Origin of the sequence: Prosthecobacter sp., from assembly GCF_044227185.1 — a bacterium.
GTDB lineage: Bacteria > Verrucomicrobiota > Verrucomicrobiia > Verrucomicrobiales > Verrucomicrobiaceae > Prosthecobacter.
On record NZ_JBGAFO010000012.1, the window covers coordinates 102,346 to 119,752 of the forward strand.

12 protein-coding genes are annotated in these 17,407 nt (G+C 62.5%); 7 read left to right on the forward strand and 5 right to left on the reverse strand.

What is annotated here, in order from left to right; genetic code table 11:
- Window position 1: 1 nt before the first annotated feature.
- The gene (locus ACILSQ_RS24850) at window positions 2-1,465 is read right to left on the reverse strand and encodes a Wadjet anti-phage system protein JetA family protein (RefSeq protein WP_395746379.1); all 1,464 of its coding nucleotides are present in this window, start codon (window positions 1,463-1,465) and stop codon (window positions 2-4) included.
- Window positions 1,466-1,682: 217 nt separating this feature from the next.
- On the opposite strand from ACILSQ_RS24850, the gene ACILSQ_RS24855 reads away from it, so the two are divergent.
- The 7 genes from ACILSQ_RS24855 to ACILSQ_RS24885 all read left to right on the forward strand — a co-directional run bounded on the left by ACILSQ_RS24855 (window position 1,683) and on the right by ACILSQ_RS24885 (window position 12,292).
- Window positions 1,683-5,177, forward strand: a complete 3,495-nt coding sequence (locus tag ACILSQ_RS24855; protein ID WP_395746380.1) for a beta strand repeat-containing protein — start codon at window positions 1,683-1,685, stop codon at window positions 5,175-5,177.
- A gap of 124 nt (window positions 5,178-5,301) precedes the next feature.
- Window positions 5,302-10,407 carry a DUF1549 domain-containing protein gene (locus ACILSQ_RS24860; RefSeq protein ID WP_395746381.1) on the forward strand — a complete coding sequence of 1,702 codons (5,106 nt, stop codon included), beginning with the start codon at window positions 5,302-5,304 and terminating at the stop codon, window positions 10,405-10,407.
- 104 nt (window positions 10,408-10,511) lie between these two features.
- Window positions 10,512-10,730 carry an addiction module protein gene (locus ACILSQ_RS24865; RefSeq protein ID WP_395746382.1) on the forward strand — a complete coding sequence of 73 codons (219 nt, stop codon included), beginning with the start codon at window positions 10,512-10,514 and terminating at the stop codon, window positions 10,728-10,730.
- A complete protein-coding gene (locus ACILSQ_RS24870; protein ID WP_395746383.1) occupies window positions 10,727-11,038 on the forward strand; it encodes a hypothetical protein in 312 nt (103 codons plus the stop codon). Before ACILSQ_RS24865 ends, ACILSQ_RS24870 begins: the two co-directional genes overlap by 4 nt.
- A complete protein-coding gene (locus tag ACILSQ_RS24875; protein WP_395746384.1) occupies window positions 11,035-11,709 on the forward strand; it encodes an esterase/lipase family protein in 675 nt (224 codons plus the stop codon). Before ACILSQ_RS24870 ends, ACILSQ_RS24875 begins: the two co-directional genes overlap by 4 nt.
- Entirely contained in the window at window positions 11,706-11,954 is a 249-nt protein-coding gene (locus ACILSQ_RS24880; RefSeq protein ID WP_395746385.1) for a hypothetical protein, read from the forward strand. The genes ACILSQ_RS24875 and ACILSQ_RS24880 overlap by 4 nt, the downstream gene beginning before the upstream one ends.
- Entirely contained in the window at window positions 11,933-12,292 is a 360-nt protein-coding gene (locus tag ACILSQ_RS24885; protein ID WP_395746386.1) for a hypothetical protein, read from the forward strand. The genes ACILSQ_RS24880 and ACILSQ_RS24885 overlap by 22 nt, the downstream gene beginning before the upstream one ends.
- 53 nt (window positions 12,293-12,345) lie before the next feature.
- On the opposite strand, the gene ACILSQ_RS24890 is transcribed toward ACILSQ_RS24885, so the two are convergent.
- The 4 genes from ACILSQ_RS24890 to ACILSQ_RS24905 form a co-directional block, all read right to left on the reverse strand.
- Window positions 12,346-12,741: an endonuclease domain-containing protein gene (locus ACILSQ_RS24890; protein ID WP_395746387.1), complete on the reverse strand. Its 396-nt coding sequence runs from the start codon at window positions 12,739-12,741 to the stop codon at window positions 12,346-12,348.
- Between the two features lie 258 nt (window positions 12,742-12,999).
- Window positions 13,000-14,754 carry a putative manganese-dependent inorganic diphosphatase gene (locus tag ACILSQ_RS24895; protein WP_395746388.1) on the reverse strand — a complete coding sequence of 585 codons (1,755 nt, stop codon included), beginning with the start codon at window positions 14,752-14,754 and terminating at the stop codon, window positions 13,000-13,002.
- Between the two features lie 24 nt (window positions 14,755-14,778).
- Window positions 14,779-15,375 carry a 3-isopropylmalate dehydratase small subunit gene (leuD, locus tag ACILSQ_RS24900; protein WP_395746389.1) on the reverse strand — a complete coding sequence of 199 codons (597 nt, stop codon included), beginning with the start codon at window positions 15,373-15,375 and terminating at the stop codon, window positions 14,779-14,781.
- Between the two features lie 51 nt (window positions 15,376-15,426).
- A complete protein-coding gene (locus tag ACILSQ_RS24905) occupies window positions 15,427-17,343 on the reverse strand; it encodes an O-antigen ligase family protein (protein WP_395746390.1) in 1,917 nt (638 codons plus the stop codon).
- Window positions 17,344-17,407 lie beyond the last annotated feature (64 nt).

Below are 17,407 nucleotides of genomic sequence, written 5' to 3' on the forward strand. Positions count from 1 at the left end.
GTCATTTCTTGATGAGGTCAAAGTGCTCCACGCGCGCGCCGGGCAGATCGTCCAGAGGGATGCCGTCTGCGGCGTCGCGGGCTTTGGCGCGGGTGCTTTCGATTTTGTAGGAGGCCTCGCTGGATTCCGCGTGCAGCAGCAGGGCGATGAGCTCCGTCAGGTCGGCCTCAGAGGCCACGGGCAGGTCGGCGCTGGAAATGCGCGCGCCCTTTTCACCGGGGATGCGCTGCACGAATTCGTTCGCGCGGCGCACGGAGAGTGAATCGCGCAAGGCACGCGCCATGCCGCGCAGGCCTTCGTCGCGTTCGGCATCGGTGACCTCATCGTCCAGGGCGGCCTGCTCGGTGGCGGTGCGGCGGGTGTACTGCACATAGAGAGTGTCAAGGCCGGCGGGCAGTTTGGTTTCGGGCAGGCGCAGGGCGGGCAACTCGGGAACCTCCCAGGCGCTGGAGAGGCGCTTGCCTGAGAGAAGGCCATTGATGGTCTGGAAGAAGTCGCGGATCTCGCTGCGGCGCTCACCGGTGACGTCCTGCAGGTAGCGGAAGCGGGCCAGCGAACGGCGGGTGAAGTCGGCGGTGCGGCGGTCGATTTCATCCGCCATGGGCTGCACGAGCTCCAGCAGGTGCGAGAGATCATCCAGACGCTGGCGCACGCGGGCGCGGGCGGTTTCGGCGCTCAGGGTGGGTTCGCGGCGCAGCAGCTCCGTCTGCATTTCGGCGATGACGCTGGAGTCGTCCTGCAGGCGGTCGCTGATGCGGCGAACGGCTTCAGGCAGGCGGGCGGGCAGGCGGGCGCGGATCAGCTCGGCATAGGCTCCGTGGGCGATTTGCTCCGCGTAGTCCTCAAACACCAGCGCAAGGTTTCCTTTGAGTGTGTCCTCCTCAAGCTGCCGCCGGGTGAGACGCTGCACGGACTTCTGCATGGTGCGCAGCTCACCCAGGCCCTGGCGGGTGTTGGCCAGGCAGACGTCCACGGTTTGCAGCGGGCGCTCGATGAGCTCGGGCTCATTCGCCAGGGCGGCGCAGACGGCGGTGAGCTTGTCTGTAAACACGGCGGCCTCCGGGTGGGCGATCTGCCGCAGTGCGGCAATCAGCGTGGAGCCGTGGGCGTCAAAATATAAACGACGGCGCCAGTCTTTGCGCGGGGGCTCCTCCAGCCAGCGGCAGCGGGCCAGGTGGTCCAGCACGCGGCGGGAGGTTTCACGGGGAGGCAGGGAGCCGGCGGACTGCTCGCCTTCCAGAGGCTGCTCGTCTTCTTCCGGCTGGAACTCCGGGTGCCGGGCCAGCACCTCGGCGATGATCTCGATGGCGTCGCTGCGCTCCAGGCCGTCTGGCTGCTCCCCGCACTCGCGGTCCAGGGCGTCCAGCACATCCACGTAGGTGGGGGCGTTTTTTCCCGCCAGCACACGGAAGAACGCGGGATCGCGCACTTCGCGGTAGAGGCTGGTGGAAAGGAGTTCGGACATGGGGGGAGCCGCCCACCATGCGGAGACTTCACGTGGAGGCAACTGCCCGTCCTGCACCGCTCTCCAACACGGTGGGGGCAACTTTTCGCGTATGCGAGCGGGCCTGCTGATAAAGGAAAGGCTTAGATGAAAAAGGAGAACGCCGGTTGCGTGAGCGGCGGGCGCTTTCAACATACGCGCCCCCCAGAGCGTCCAAGCGGAGCTCTTTTCTTTGATGATGATCCCAAATTTTATTTTCAAGCGGCTGCGAAAGCTGCTGGTGCCTGCGCTCATCGTGCACAGCCTGGGCGTGGCCATGGCTGCCACCTACACCTATGACACCGACGGCACGGTCAGCGGAGTGATTACGGAGGGAACGACAGGCTGGAATGGCACCAATGCTGTGTGGAATGACGGCAGCAGCCTGAGCGCCTGGCCCGGCGGAAACACGGACATTGCGATCTTTGGCGGTGGAACCGCGGGTGGAGGAGCGGGAACAGCGGGCACGGTCACCGTGGGTTCCGTGCTGGCCAATGGGATCACCTTCAACACGCCGAATGCCGGGAGTTACACGCTCAGTGGCGGCACCATCACGCTGGATGGCACCAGTCCCACCATCACCGTGAACAGCGCCACGGCGGTGATCAATAGCGCCCTCACCGGAACTCTGGGCATGACGAAAGCCGGGGCGGGCGCACTCACACTGGGGGGCAGCGGTGCCAACAGCGTGACGGGAACCACCTCGGTCAATGCGGGCACCCTGACTCTGAACAAGACGGCGGGGATCGATGCCATCGCAGACGACCTGACGATCGCGGGCGGCAGCGTGGTGTGGAACGCGAGCAACCAGATCGCCAATGCAGCAGACGTGGTTGTCTCCGGCGGCCTGGTGAACTTCAACAACTTCAGCGAAACCTTTGCCACCTACACTCAAAGCGCCGGAGGCTACACGGGCACCAACGCCGGAAGCATCACCGTGACCGGGGCCTTTAATATCACTGGTGGCAATCAGTTCACCATCAACAGCGGCGGCCAGCTCAGCGTTGGCAGCATGAGCCTGACCGGAGGCAGCGGCCTGCTGGTGGGAGGAAATGGTACGGTGGTCACCAATGTGAACATCGGAAGCGGAGGTCTTACGTTGAACGGCCGGACCATTCAGCTGAACCTCACCACGACCGCTGGGCGCAAGGGAGACAGTCTCAACCTGCAGGGCACGCTGACGAACACGGGCGGGAGCAGTGTGATCCAGGCGGACTCCACCGGCGCGACCCTTTCGGGCAGCGTGACCCAGGTCGATCTGGGAGCGGACCGCATTCTCGACATCACCGCGGGCACGCTCACCTTCAGCAACTCACTCACCGTGCTCGGCACGGGCACCACGGTGAAGAGCGGCACGGGCACGCTGACTTTCAATGTCACCGCGGGAACGAATGCCATCAAGCTGGCCAATTTCAGCATCACGGGCGGCACTGTGACCCTGAGCACGAACGAGCAGCTGCAGGACACGATGGTCATGACCAACAGCGGCGGCCAGATGAATTTCAACGCCAAGACTGAAACCCTGGCCTCCTACACGCAGACCACCACCACGGCCAGTCCCACCAGCCTTACCACGGGTCTGCTCACCGGCATTGGTGGCAATGTTACTTTGACCGGTGCTCTCAAGGTCTCCGGGAATGGCTACACCACCTCCGCCATTACGATCAGCTCCAGTTCCAGTCTCAGCGCGGCATCGGTGGATCTGACCGGTGCCACAGGAGTCGCGGTTCTGATCGGTGGCGTGGGCACGGTCAGCGTCAGCCAGTTCAACATCGGCTCCGGCGGGCTGATCATGAGCGGACAGACCATCAACATGAGCCGTGCTGCGGCCGGGCAGTTTGGCGCCAGCATCAATCTGGGCGGTGATTTCACGGCCAGCGGCACCAACTTGATCAGCTACCAGACCTCGGACGGCACCCTGGTGGCGGGCTCCGTGGGAACGCTGAACCTGGGCTCCACCACACGCACGTTTACTCTCAACGACCCGACGCCCACTCTTCCGCCCACCACCGGTGACTCAAGCGATGCAACGACCATCAATCTGGTCATCAGCGGCAGCGGCGGCATCACGAAGGCGGGGGCGGGAAATTTGGTTTTCACGGGCGTGAATTCCAACACCTACACGGGTGACACCAACGTCAACGCCGGCCGCCTGTACTTGAACAAGACCGCCGGCAGCGATGCGCTGGCCGGCGATCTCTACGTCAACAGCGGTGGCTACGTGCAGTGGTCGCAGAACAATCAGCTCAATGATGCAAGTTCCGACATCATCATCGCCACGGGCGGCTACCTGGACTTCAACAGCAAGTCCGAAACCTTCAACAACTTCACCAAGACCGGCGGCACCGTGCAGAGCACCGGGGGCTTGATCACCATCAACGGCACCATGACGGTGACGGGTGGCGGCAGCAACTCAGCCACACTCACTGAGACGGGGAACCGCTACACCATCAATTCCAACGGTGTCACGACTGCGAATACGGTGACGTTTGTCGGTGCGGGCACCAGTGCTCTGCTGGTGGGCGGCAACGGAGCCACCCGCATCACCCGGTTTGTCGTCGGCAGCGGCGGCATCACGCTGCAGGGAAACACGCTCACCTTCAACCGCGCCTCCACGGCGGGGAATCAGGGCAGTGAATTTGTCCTCAAGGGCACGCTTACCTCCTCCGGGACAACGACCATCACGCGGGACACTTCGACGATCGGTGTCACCAATCTGAACCTTAACGGAGCCGAGCGTATTTTTGACGTCACGGGCGGCACCACGACCGTGAACCTCAACATCGTCAGCAACAACCTTGAGGACACCATCGCCACCACCACGACCACGGTCACCGCAGGCGGGATCAACAAGACGGGCGCGGGCGTTCTCGTGCTCAATGAAAACAACACCTACACGGGCAAGACCACCGTGCAGGCCGGAACGCTGCGCCTGGGCACCACCACCATAGCCACCACTCCGACCGCCACCACGATCACAGGTGCCATCAATGATTCCGCGTGGGTGGATGTCGCCAGCGGCGCCACCTTTCAGAACAGCACCGGCAGCACCTACTCCTATGACGGCACGCTCTCCGGCAGCGGCACGGTGAGCGGCAATTTTACCATCACCGATGGGATTGGCGCGGCGAGCGGCACCGGCACCATCCACGCCGGCGGCAGCAGCGACCCCGCCACTCTGGGCACAGCGGGCGACCAAAATGGCACGCTTACTTTTGCCAACAATCTGACGCTCGCCACAGGAGCGACCCGCCTGGACCTCACCATCACCGGCAGCACGGGGAACGCTGCAGGCAGTTACGGCGGCGATCTTGCTGCGTGGATCGCGGCACTGCCTACCACCAATGCCGGCCTGCTCACGGGCAGCGCGGGCAATCATGACCAGATCAGCGTCACGGGTACGCTGACCCTCAATGCGGGTGGAGTCATCAGCGTGACTTCCTCGGGCTACACGCCGGTTTTTGGAGACGTTTTTAACGTGCTCGACTGGGGCACGCTGATCAACAATGGCTTCAACGCCTCAGTCTCAGGAGGTGATCTCATCCTTCCCTCCCTCGCTGCCGGCTATGCCTGGGATACCAGTCTTTTCCTGAGCTATGGCGCGCTGGTGGTGGTGCCCGAGCCTGGGCGCATGGCCTTTCTGCTGCTTTCCCTGGGCCTTCTGGCCTTCCGGCGGAGCCGCCGCCGGATGTGACATGGGGATGACTACTCTAGGGCATGGACGATTCCGCCCTGGGCGGCGGGTGCGCAAGAGGTGCCGGTGACACTGCGTTGTGCAAGGCTGCCCTAATTTTGCCAAAAACGCCCCAGCCCACCCCATGAAGACACGTCTCCTCATCCCTGCGCTCTTCCTCGCCGCCGCCGTGCATGCCGCACCGCCGAAGAAGGAGGAAGGCATCGACCCGAACAAGCCGGTCTCTTTCTACAAGCACATCCGCCCCATTTTTCAGGCCCAGTGCAATGGTTGCCACCAGCCCGCCAAAAAGAAGGGCGACTACATCATGACGGATTTCATTGCCCTGCTCAAAGGGGGCGAGGAAGGTCACGCGGTGGTGCCGGGAAAACCTGCGGAGTCGAACCTGCTGAAGCTGATCAAGCCGGACGAAAAGGGCAAGGTGGAGATGCCGCAGAAGGCGGACCCGCTGCATGAGACGCAGATCGCTCTGATTGAGCGCTGGATCGCCGAAGGGGCGAAGGATGACACGCCTGCATCTGCGAAAGCACAATACGACATGGCCCACCCGCCGGTGTATGTGAAGGCTCCGGCCATCACCTCCATCGAGTATTCGCCGGATGGCAGCATGATCGCCGTCGCGGGTTACCACGAAGTTCTCGTCCACAAAGCCGATGGCAGCGGCATCGTGGCGCGTCTGGTGGGTCTGGCGGAGCGCATCCAGAAGCTGGCCTGGTCGCCGGATGGCAAGAAGATCGCGGTCACGGGCGGCAGCCCGGCGCGCATGGGAGAAATCCAGATCTGGGACGTGGCGGGCAAGAAGCTGGAGCTCTCCAAGTCGCTGACCTTTGACACCCTGTATGGCGCGAGCTGGTCGCCGGATGGCAAATACCTGGCCTTCGGCTGTGGAGACAATGCCGTGCGTGCGATTGAGGCGGCCACCGGCAAGGAAACGCTCTTCATGGGCGGCCACAGCGACTGGGTGCTGGACACGGTGTGGGGCGTGGATGGCAAGCATGTGGCCTCCTGTGGCCGTGACATGAGCGTGAAGCTCACCGAGGTGGCCACGCAGCGCTTTGTGGACAACATCACTTCCATCACGCCTGGTGCCCTGAAAGGCGGTGTGCAGGTGCTGGCGCGGCATCCGCTGCGCAATGAAGTGCTCATCGGCGGCACAGATGGCGTGCCGGCGATCTACCGCATGGAGCGCATCACGAAGCGCGTGATCGGCGACAACGCGAACCTCATCCGCAAATTCCCCGCGATGCAGGGCCGTATCTTTGGCGTGGATTTCGCTCCGGATGGCAAGCGCATCGCCGCGGGCTCCTCCAATGAAGGCGCCGGCATGGTGAACATCTACGCCAGTGACTACGACAGCACCATGCCCGAGGGCGTGAAGAAGATCGTGGAGACGGTGAACGGCAAAGGCCCGGAACTGGACGAGTGGGTGGTGAAAGGCGTGAAGCAGCTCAGCAGCACGCCGGTGCCATGCGGCATCTTCAGCGTGACCTTCAGCCCGGACGGCAAGACCGTGGCCGTGGCGGGGCAGGACGGGCAGATTCGCCTGATCGACGCGGCGAATGGCGCGATCTCGAAGGAGTTTGTCTCCGTGCCGCTGGTGAAGGAGCAGGTGCTCGCGGCCACGGACGTGATCGTGGATGACAGCGTGCGCGCCGTGGTGGAAAAGAGCAGCAAGGTCGAAACCCTGCACACAGGCCCGACGGTGGTTTCCATCGACGTCGAGCCGATGACCATCAAGATCGGCAAGCCGACGGAATATGCCCAGCTTCTGGTGACGGCACGCATGAGCGATGGCACCCGCGCCGATGTGACGCGCATGGCGAAGATCACCTCTGAAAACGCGGACGTGGTGGACGTGAACACACGCGGCATGGTACGCCCGGACAAGGACGGCGCCACGAATGTGAAAATCTCCTTCCAGGGCAAGACCGCGAACATTCCTGTCACCGTGGCCGGCATGAACGTGGCCCTGAAACCCGACTACGTGCGGGATGTGATGCCCATCATGTCGAAGCTGGGCTGCAACCAGGGCACCTGCCACGGTGCCAAGGAAGGCAAAGCGGGCTTCAAGCTCTCTCTGCGTGGTTATGATCCCGTCTATGACGTGCTGGCCTTTACCGATGACCTGGCCAGCCGTCGCGCGAATGTGGCCTCTCCCGAGCATTCGCTGATGCTGCTGAAGGCCAGCGGCAGCGTGCCGCATGAAGGCGGCCAGCTCACCGTGCCGGGAGAGCTTTACTATGAGTCTCTGAAGGCCTGGATCGGCCAGGGTGCGAAGCTGGACCTCAAAACGCCGCGCGTGGCCAGCATCGAGCTGTCTCCAAAGAACCCGGTCATCGAGCGCATCGGTGGCCGCCAGCAGCTCCGTGTCATCGCCCATTATGCGGATGGCTATGTGAAGGATGTCACCGCTGAAGCCTTCCTGGAAAGCGGCAATGGCGATGTGATTGAAGCGGACAAGAAGGGGCTCATGACCAGCCTGCGCCGCGGCGAGGCACCCATCCTGGCCCGCTTTGAAGGAGCCTATGCAGCGACGACCATCACGGTGATGGGTGACCGCACCGGCTTCGCCTGGAAGGAGCCCGAAAAGTGGAACAAGATCGACGAACTCGTGGCGCAGAAGTGGCAGCGCATGAAGATCGAGCCGAGCGGCCTGTGCAGCGATGAAGACTTCGTGCGCCGCATCCATCTGGACCTCACCGGCCTGCCGCCGAAGCCCGAGGAAGTGACCGCCTTCCTGGCTGACAAGCGCGACACCCGCACCAAGCGCAGCGAGCTGATCGACAAGCTCATCGGCAACCCTGACTTTGTGGAGCACTGGGCCAACAAGTGGGCCGACATGCTGCAGGTGAACTCCAAATTCCTCGGTGCCGAAGGTGCCATGGGCCTGCGTACCTGGATCAAGCAGCAGGTGGCTGACAACACGCCGTATGACCGCTTTGCCTATCGCATCATCACCGCCACGGGCTCGAACAAGGAGAACCCCGCCGCCGCCTACTTCAAGACCGTGCGCACGGCGGAGGAGATCAGCGAAAACACCACACACCTCTTCCTCGCCACCCGCTTCAACTGCAACAAGTGCCACGACCATCCCTTCGAGCGCTGGACGATGGACCAGTATTATGAAACGGCCTCCTACTTCGCGCAGATCGATCTGAAGGGCGACCCCGCCGCCAAGGGGCAGACCATCGGTGGTACCGCCGTTGAGGGCGCCAAGCCGCTGTATGAAATCGTCAGCGACAAGAAAGACGGTGACGTGCTGCATCTGCGCACCAACAAGCCTGTGGCCCCCCGCGTGCCGTATGAAACCGAGCTCGTGAGCAAGACCGCGAACACCCGCCGTGAGCAGTTCGCCACCTGGATGACCAGCCCGCAGAACGACTACTTCGCCATGAGCTATGCCAACCGCATCTGGGGCTACCTCACGGGCACCGGCGTCATCGAGCCGCTGGATGACATCCGCGCCGGCAATCCGCCGAGCAATCCCGAGCTGCTGCAGTATCTGACGAACGAGTTCATCCAGAGCGGCTTCAATGTGCGCCACCTGATGAAGATCATCGCCAACAGCCGCACCTACAATCTGAGCCTCGGCACCAACAAGTGGAACGAAGACGACAAGACGAACTACAGCCATGCCAAGGCGCGCCGCCTGCCGGCCGAGGTGCTGTTTGATTCCGTCTTTGCCGTCACCGGCAGCATGCCCAACATCCCCGGCGTGCCCAAGGGCACCCGCGCCGCCGCCCTCGCTGACGGCCAGATCAAGCTGCAGGACGGCTTCCTGGCGAACTTCGGCAAGCCCGCGCGTGAGTCTGTGTGCGAGTGCGAGCGCAGCAATGAGGTGAACCTTGGCCCCGTGATGGCCTTGATGAGCGGCCCGACCGTGGGCGATGCCATCAGCGACCCGAACAACGCCATCGCCAAGCTGACGAACGAGATCAAGGACGATCGCCAGCTCGTCGATGCCATCTTCCTCCGCGTCCTCAACAGCCACGCGACCGAGAAAGAAATCAATGCGGCGCTGGCATCCATGCAGGAGCTTGATCCGCAGAACAAGCAGCTTGCAGCCACGCTTCAGGTCAAGGAAGCGGAGCAGAAGCCGCTCATTGCAAAAGCGGAGCAGGAACGTCTGGCTGCCATCGACGCGGCCAGGAAGGAACTGGAGGCTTACAAAGCGAAAATCGCTCCCGAGGTTGCCAAGAAGGAGGCCGCACGCAAAGCTGCCGTCACGGCTGCTGAAGCCAGGTCAAAAACGGTGAAGGACACGGCTGCCGCGAACCAGCCTGCCTGGGAAAACTACCTCGACCTCACCACCGAGTGGCAGCCCTTTGACAACATCAAGGTGCAGCGTGCGGGCGGTGTGGAAAAACTCGAGCTTCAGCCGGACGGCAGCCTGTTTGCCACCGCCATGCCCGCGGGCCGTGAATCCACGGGCTCCTACGTGCTCATCGGCAAGACGACACTGAGCAACATCACCGCCATCAAGCTGGAAATGCTCCCGGACGAGCGTCTGCCCAGCAACGGGCCGGGCCTCGCTCCCGACGGCAACTTTGTGCTGGGCGAAATCACCGTGCGCACGGACCCCATCGACGCCAAGCGCAGCAAGCGTGGTGGCGAGGAACAGTTGCTGAAGAATCCGAAGGCTGACTTCGAGCAGGATAAGTTCTCCGTCATCGAAGCCCTCAAAAAAGGCAATCGCGACCGCGGCTGGGCTGTCAGCCCGCAGGGCGGCTTCCGCCACGAGGCCACCTTTGAATTCGCCAAGCCGGTGTCCAACGAAGGCGGTTCCCAGTTCACCATCGTGATGACCTCCAACTTCCAGAACGGCAAGTACAACCCCGGCCGCTTCCGCCTCTGGGTCACCACCAGCCCCACCGTGCGCTTTGGTGCTCCCGCCACAGTGATTGCCGCCCTCAAGACTCCCGCCGCCGCCCGTAAACCGGAGCAGAAGGCGCTGCTGGCCCAGCACTTCCTCAACCAGTTCAAGGAGTTCCAGACCCAGCAGAAAGTGCTGGCCAATGCCCGCCGTCCTCTGCCGGTCGATCCCCAGCTCGTTGCGCTTGAAGCCTCCTACAGCGACAGCCAGAAGCCCATCGCGCTTGATCCCAAGCTCGTCCAGCTCCGCCGCGACGCCGACCTGAGCCAGAAGCAGCTTGGCAACAAGCGGCTCACGGCCGCGCAGGATCTTGCCTGGGCGCTGATCAATTCCCCGGCGTTCCTGTTCAATCACTAAGACTCTTGGATATGGCAACCCGGCGGCACCGCAGCCGGGCGGGCTCCAGTTCATTCGATCCGTCCTGAGTTGACGTGCCGGACTCGACGCCATAACATTCGGTCATGATCGCCGAACGCTTTCCTGGACTCGCGCAACTGCCCGATGAGGATAAAATGACTCTGATGGCAGAGCTTTGGAAAGATGTGATGGACGACACTCCTGACGACAATCCTGCCTTGGCTGAATTCGTTGAACAACGGTGGCAGGAATATCAGCAGCACCCGGACCGGGTATCTGCCTGGAGCGATGTCAAAGCTCGAATTCTGGCCTCTCGTGCATGAAACGCGAGGTCGTCTGGACGTGGGCCGCCGAGGCCGACTTGCAGCGTTTCTATGCTGAGGCTGAGGATGGTCAGGAAGGCAAGGGGATGGAGTTGCTGACTCAGGTCGAAACAGCCTCCGTATTGCTCATTCAGTTTCCTCGGATGGCGCCCAGTTGGAGGTTTCCAGTTCGTCGTCTTATGATCAGGCGGCGCAAACTGGCCTTGTTTTACGTTCCCGAACCTCGCGGCATTGTCATCATCGGAGTTGCTGATCCTCGGTGTGATCCTGAGGCATGGTGGAATGAACTTCGCAGCCGAATGCCATGAAGAGCGACCAATCAGCTTCACCCACCCCCACCGTCGTCCTCATTCACGGACTTGGCCGGTCACGGCGCAGCATGTGGATGGTGGGGTTGTGGCTGAAGTATTGCGGCTACCGGGTGAAGAGCATCGGGTATCCGTCCCACCGAAGCTCGATAGCGGATGCGGTGCAGAAGCACATCAATCCGGCGCTGGAGAAGCTGGAAATTGAGGAAGGAACGCAGGTGCACTTCGTCACACATTCGCTCGGTGGCATCGTGTTCCGAGCCTGGGCGGCGCAGCGGGACCCGAAGTTTCCGCTGGGGCGTGCCGTGCTGCTGGCCCCGCCAAATCAGGGCAGCCAGATCATCGACGAACTGCGCCAGTGGAGCTGGGTACGCTGGCTTCTGGGGCCTGTCTCCGCAGAGCTGGGCACAGATGCGAACAGCACGCCCAATACCCTCGGACCGCTCCCGCCGGAGACCGGGGTCATCATGGGAAACAAGGACACGCTGCCAGTTTTCCGCCGTTTCATAGGAGAAGAGTCGGATGGTGTCGTCACCATCGCCAGCTCGCATGGAGAGGGAGAGGCAGACTTCGTGCTGCTGCCGACAAACCACGCCACCATCATTTTGCAGCCGGCGGTTTTTCGCGCGGTGCATCGGTTTTTGAGGACGGGGAGCTTTAAGGAGCCATGAAAGACCGTCCAACGACTTCAATGAACATGCGATTGATGATGCTGTTTTTGCTGGGTACGCATGCGTTCGTGCTGCGTGCCGATGAACTGTCACGCGAAACAGCCTATCGCTCGCTGGAAGAGTTCAGGACCGACGCCAAGGCTTTCCATCCGGACAAATCGCCGGGAGAGTTTCAGAAGCTTTTCAGCATTCCCGAACTGCGGGAGAGGGGAAAACACGGCCCGTGCGGATTGCCGACTCGGTGAACTCATGTGAGATGGTTTGGAGTGTGGAAGACGCGGCGCTGGTGCTTTTGACGGCGCGGCCACCCACGGAAGCGACGCCCTCGGAAATCGGCCTGCTGATCTATGTCGAGCGCATCGAGGCGAAATGGAGGATCAAGGATGTCCTCCGATTTTCAGCGACCGGCAAGTATGCCCTGATCAAGGCTGAAGAAAGCGCGCATGGGAGGGGAGGTGCCTCAGGGGGATCTCCGCCGATTGTTACCGTCAAAGAGTTCCAGGGCGGTCGCGGCTATTCTTACGATTTGAGCGCGTCTTATACGGTCAAAGCGCAGAAGATTGTGAGACTCGATTTGGAATGAACAGGGCCGGCATGGTGGAAGAAATTCAACCTCTTCAGCCGCGGAGCAGGTAGCTACCGGGCTTTATTTTTTGTTCGATTCCAAATTACGTTCATGACACTGTCGGTGTGCTGCATCATGTCGGCATTAGTGAATCGCAGTGTTTCGATGCCTTGAGATCGGAGAAACGCATCTCTTGCTTTGTCATGCTGCTTTCCCCCTGCGGTGTTGTGCTGTCCGCCGTCCAGTTCGATCGCCAGCTTCAAATCGGCGCAGTAGAAATCGAGGACGTAGGGAGGTATCGGGTGCTGGCGGCGGAACTTGCGTTTGTTCACGCGGCGGCTCCGCAGACAAGCCCACAGGAGGGCTTCGGGGTCGGTGGCATCGTGGCGGAGCTTGCGGGCGAATTCGATCAGGCTGAGATGTTCGCCAGTGATTTCATGGCGAATCTCTTCCAGGCGGGTGAGCATGGGGAAAGTACATCGAAAGGCGTGGAGAGCGTCAAGGAGGCTTTTTGAAGTCCCCTCACCCCAGCCCTCTCCCCGAAGGTGATCTTGGAGCAGCGAAGTCTGGGGCGGGGAGAGGGAGATTCGCGTTGGATCCCTTTGAAATTTAGCCGGAGCCACAATCCGTTTCCCCTCTCCCCGTCGAGGGCGTGCACTGTGGAATGATGCCTTCGGGGAGAGGCCGGGTGAGGGGTGAACATTCCGCTCCCGCCAGCCTTCACCTCACGGCGCCGCCAGCTTCGTCACCACGTGGCTCATATACGGGAAGAGCTGCTTCTTGCGGCTCACGACGCCGGCCATGTCATAGACGTGCTCCTTGGCCTGCGGGTAGTCGATGGCGTCAATGACGCGCTGGTCTCCCGCCACGAGCAGAACGCTGTGATGGCGGGTGATGTCGGTGACCATGAGGCAGGCGAAGTGGAGATTATGCTTCGTCAGAAGTGACTGCAGCGCGCCCTGGAGATCGGCTTCGCGTTTCCAGAATTCGTCGAGGCCGAGCTCTTCGATCTGGGAGATGCTGATGTGCCAGCCGTTTTCCTCGAAGACCTTGCGGTCGCTTTCCAGCGCGCGGTCAGGGGTGTTCTCGCGCAGCATGGAGCCGGCGGCGAAGAAGTCTTTGACGAACTGGGCGCTGTCGATGCCGCCGATGCCGCTGAGCCATTCGAGGATTTCCTTGTCCGTGCTCGTGGTGGTGGGACTGGTGAGGTGCAGCGTGTCGGAGATGATGCCGGCGCAGAGGCAGATGGCGGTGGCCTTGTTCGGCGCGGCGCCGCGCATGCGGTACATGATGCCCACGATGGTGCAGCTGCTCCCCACGGGTTCGTTGATGAAGCGGATGGGCTCCTTGGTGCGCAGATTGCCGCTGAGACGGTGGTGGTCGATCACCTCAATGATCTCGGCTTCATCCGCGCCGGCCACGGCCTGGGCGAATTCATTGTGGTCCACCAGCACAAGCTTCATGCGTGGAAGGTCGATGAGGTCGGACTTGGAAAAGACGCCGAGGAGCTTCTGGGTTTCCTCATCCACCACCGGGAAGAGCGGCTGGCTGGAGTGCTGCGCGGCCGGAACGATCTCACGCAGCGGCGTGCGTGAACCAAAGGAGAGGAATTCGTGGCTCAGCGCCTCGCCGATGGGACGCGAGAAACGCAGAAGCTGCGAGGTGCTGGCGGTGTCGTAGGGCGAATAGATGATGGCCACCCCTCTTTCTGCCGCCCGTGAGAGAATGCTGGTGGTGGCCTTGAATTTGCCGGTGATGATGAGGCAGCGCGCGTTCATCTCCACCGCCAGCTCGTGGATCTCCGGACGGTCGCCCGTGACCATGACAAGGCGGTTGGGCGGGAACTGCTGGGCACGTTTGCGCGTGGTTTCCAGACTGGACGCAGCGACCACGAGCACAAAGTCTTGAATCGTTTCCAGTTCAGGCGCGGCACCGCCCACGATGCCGTCGAGCGCGTTGACAATGTTTAGCAGACTGCTGCGGACTCCACGATTCGCTGCGTCCGCCTTGTCGTTGGTCTGCGCGGGGAGGAAGAGCTGGCCCAGCTCCTGGATGGCCGGCATGCCGAGCAGGCGGCCCTCATCATCGACGATGGGGATGCTGCGGAAGTTGTGGTCCATCATCATCCGATAGACGGAGAGGAAGGTCTGGTGCGGGCTGGCGGTGAAGACGTCGCGCCGGCAGATGGTGGAGGCGATGGGCCGTACATCCAGCAGCAGCCGGGGGTTGGGAACACCGGCGGTCTGCAGCACCCAGTTGGTGCGCACGCTGAGCTCGCCGCAGCAGGCGGCCTCCGCCTTCATGCCGCGGACGTCGCGCAGAAAGGCCGCATAACCGATGGCGGAGCAGATCGCATCTGTGTCGGGATTGCGATGGCCGATGACGTGGATCGTGTCCGGCGAGGCCGGCTGGCGCAGAGCCGACGAAATACGGGTGATCAGCGACGAGCTGTCCGTCGCGGCGGTGTCAGGGGCGGCCATGCGGGATGCAGGTGAGGGGAGAACTCAGGCAAAACCCAGCGCGGTGATGCGGGCATGCACGGCATCCTTGTTTTCCAGAAGCTCGGCGATGGGGTCCCACTTGCCGGTGGTCAGCGCCTCGTGGGCGGTGCCGGGCAGGGTGATGCCGAATTCCTGGTCTTCAAAGAGCACTTTGCCAGCCGTGACATCGATGGTGATTTCGAGCTTGGGATTGCGCTCGATCTCATTGGCCAGCACCTTGATGTCTGCAGCACTGGCGCAGACGCAGGGGATGCCCAGCGTGGTGCAGTTGCCGAAGAAGATTTCCGCGAAGCTCTCGGCGATGACGGCGCGGATGCCGAAGCGGTAGAGAGCCTGGGGGGCGTGCTCACGGGAGCTGCCGCAGCCGAAGTTCGTGCCGGAGAGGAGGATGTTGGCGCCCTTGAAGCGGGGATCGTCCAGCGGATGGCCGGTGGGCTTGCCGTCCTTGTCGAAACGCACGTCGTAGAAGGCGAATTCGCCGAGGCCGTCAAAGGTCACGCATTTCATGAAGCGTGCCGGGATGATGCGGTCGGTGTCGATGTCGGAACCGGGGACGTAAACGCCGGTGCCGGCGACTTGGGTGATTTTTGCGAGAGCCATGGGGGCGGCCACAGTAGCGGAATTCGGCGCGAGGGCAAATAATTGCACGCCTCAACGTCCCTGCGGCTGGCTGCGGGCGGCGCGGGCCTGCTCCGCCTCCAGGGCGGTCTGGCGCAGGAGCTGGCGGTAGTTGTCCAGCCAGTTCACGGTGCCTTCGGGGTTCATGGCCCTGGCCTGGCTGGCCCAGAGGTAGGCAAATTCGGCCTGCTCATACTGCCTGAGGCGATGGTAGTGCATGCCCAGGGCCATGCGCGGCTCCTCATACAACGGCGCGAGCGCCAGGGCCTGCTGGATGGCCTGAAATGCGGCGTCGTATTTGCCTGCGGCGTCCAGGGCATCTGCCAGGGCGAGCTGATAGAGATAATTGTGGGGATTCAGCGTCGTGGCGCGGGTCAGCTCCTTCATGGAGGCGTCCACGGTGCGGAGGTAGGCGTCCTTGGTCATGTCAGGCTTGATCGAGTCCATCAGGGCCACCCCATGCTGGTAGGCCAGCACGGCATTGCGGGGATCCATGGCCGTGGCCTGCGCGAAATGCTCCAGGGCCTTCGCCGTCTTGCCATCGCTGTTTTGAAGCCGGGCATAGGCGGCCTGGCCATCCGCCGTGCCAAAGACGGCGGTGCCGGCGATGAGAGCGGCGGAGGCGGCCAGCATGGCGAGTTTCATCAGAAAACGCAGCCCCCAGATGCGGCGGGGTTTATAGACCTCGCTCTCGATGCCCGGATTGGCGAGGAGTCCGAGGAGGATGGCCCCGGCCACCGCCGTGATGGGAATGTGCCCCTGAAACTCAAACACCGCCTGCACCAGCGTGGCCAGCAGCGCGGCGACGGCGCCGAGGGTAAGCGCCAGCGCATTGCTGCCCAGCAGGCCGGTGGCGGGAAATTTTTCCACCGCAAACCAGCGCATAAAACGCAGGCCATTCAGCAGATGGGCGAGCAGGACCAGCACCACCAGCGCGAGCCCCGCCCAGCCGTAATCCGCGAGGGTCTGCAGATATTCGTTGTGGGCAAAGAGCGCGTCTCCCGTCTGGGGGGAGGATTCTGGATCACGGTGGGTGATGCCGCCTTCGTAAAACATGCGCGATCCCATGCCGGTCCAGGGCGACTCCGCATGCTGCGCCAGCGCGGCGCGCCAGATGTGCACGCGCAGGTCTTTGTCCAGCGGAGTCGTGAGCTGACGGGTGACCATGGACTCCTCACTCGCTTTGTAGAGAGCGAATCCCGCTCCACCACCCACCAGCAGGAGGGCGATGACGAGCCATTTAAACAACGCGCGCCTGGTGCGCCAGACGACCCAGAGCGTCAGCAGCACAAACACGACACCGCCGACGGCAAGCCCCAGCATGGCCGCGCGGCTCATGGTGAGCGCCACGCCAGCCAGCATGCTCAGGATGCCAAAACCCAGCAGCAGCCGCGAGGCGATGTGAATGCGCCCAAAAAGCATCACGCCTGCGGAAAGGAAGGCGGTGAAGGAGAGGAAGGCCGCGAGGTGGTTGGGATTGTTGAAGAACCCGCCGATGCGCCCGGGCGGGAATGAGCGCGCGAAGCCCTTTACCAGATGAAAGTCCCAGCGGCCTTTGAAATTCAGCCACCCGGCGGTCAGATTTCCAGCCACCAGCACCAGCAGCACACAGAGGATGCCCAGGCGCCACTTGGACTGGCTGATGGCCGTCACGGTCAGCATGTAGGCGACAAAGCAGGCCAGCAGCACGGCCCCGTCTTCACGCGCATACACTTCCACGGGGGAAACCCACGCGCGCCAGCCGACATAACCCGCAAGGGCCAGCATGGAGAGCAGGCACCCGTCGCTGGGCTGAAAACTCACGCGCAGCTTCCAGCGCAGCACCGCCACCAGACCGGCCAGGCCCAGCAGAAGACACCCCGGCCAGAAGAACAGCAGGCGCGTCTCCGTGCCCAGCAGTCCCGTCACGAACAGGCCGAGGAGAAAGAGGATGAAAGCGAGTTTCTGCATGCGAAGAAAGCCGTGCGGAGACGAGCAAGCGGAAACTGAACACCGATTTTTCGGGGTTGGACAC

Coding starts and splice junctions, on each gene's coding strand:
- ACILSQ_RS24905 (WP_395746390.1), bottom strand. CDS start 17,343: ATGCAGAAACTCGCTTTCATCCTCTTTCTCCTCGGCCTGTTCGTGACG.
- ACILSQ_RS24895 (WP_395746388.1), bottom strand. CDS start 14,754: ATGGCCGCCCCTGACACCGCCGCGACGGACAGCTCGTCGCTGATCACC.
- leuD (WP_395746389.1), bottom strand. CDS start 15,375: ATGGCTCTCGCAAAAATCACCCAAGTCGCCGGCACCGGCGTTTACGTC.
- ACILSQ_RS24855 (WP_395746380.1), top strand. CDS start 1,683: ATGATCCCAAATTTTATTTTCAAGCGGCTGCGAAAGCTGCTGGTGCCT.
- ACILSQ_RS24880 (WP_395746385.1), top strand. CDS start 11,706: ATGAAAGACCGTCCAACGACTTCAATGAACATGCGATTGATGATGCTG.
- ACILSQ_RS24860 (WP_395746381.1), top strand. CDS start 5,302: ATGAAGACACGTCTCCTCATCCCTGCGCTCTTCCTCGCCGCCGCCGTG.
- ACILSQ_RS24890 (WP_395746387.1), bottom strand. CDS start 12,741: ATGCTCACCCGCCTGGAAGAGATTCGCCATGAAATCACTGGCGAACAT.
- ACILSQ_RS24850 (WP_395746379.1), bottom strand. CDS start 1,465: ATGTCCGAACTCCTTTCCACCAGCCTCTACCGCGAAGTGCGCGATCCC.
- ACILSQ_RS24870 (WP_395746383.1), top strand. CDS start 10,727: ATGAAACGCGAGGTCGTCTGGACGTGGGCCGCCGAGGCCGACTTGCAG.
- ACILSQ_RS24875 (WP_395746384.1), top strand. CDS start 11,035: ATGAAGAGCGACCAATCAGCTTCACCCACCCCCACCGTCGTCCTCATT.
- ACILSQ_RS24865 (WP_395746382.1), top strand. CDS start 10,512: ATGATCGCCGAACGCTTTCCTGGACTCGCGCAACTGCCCGATGAGGAT.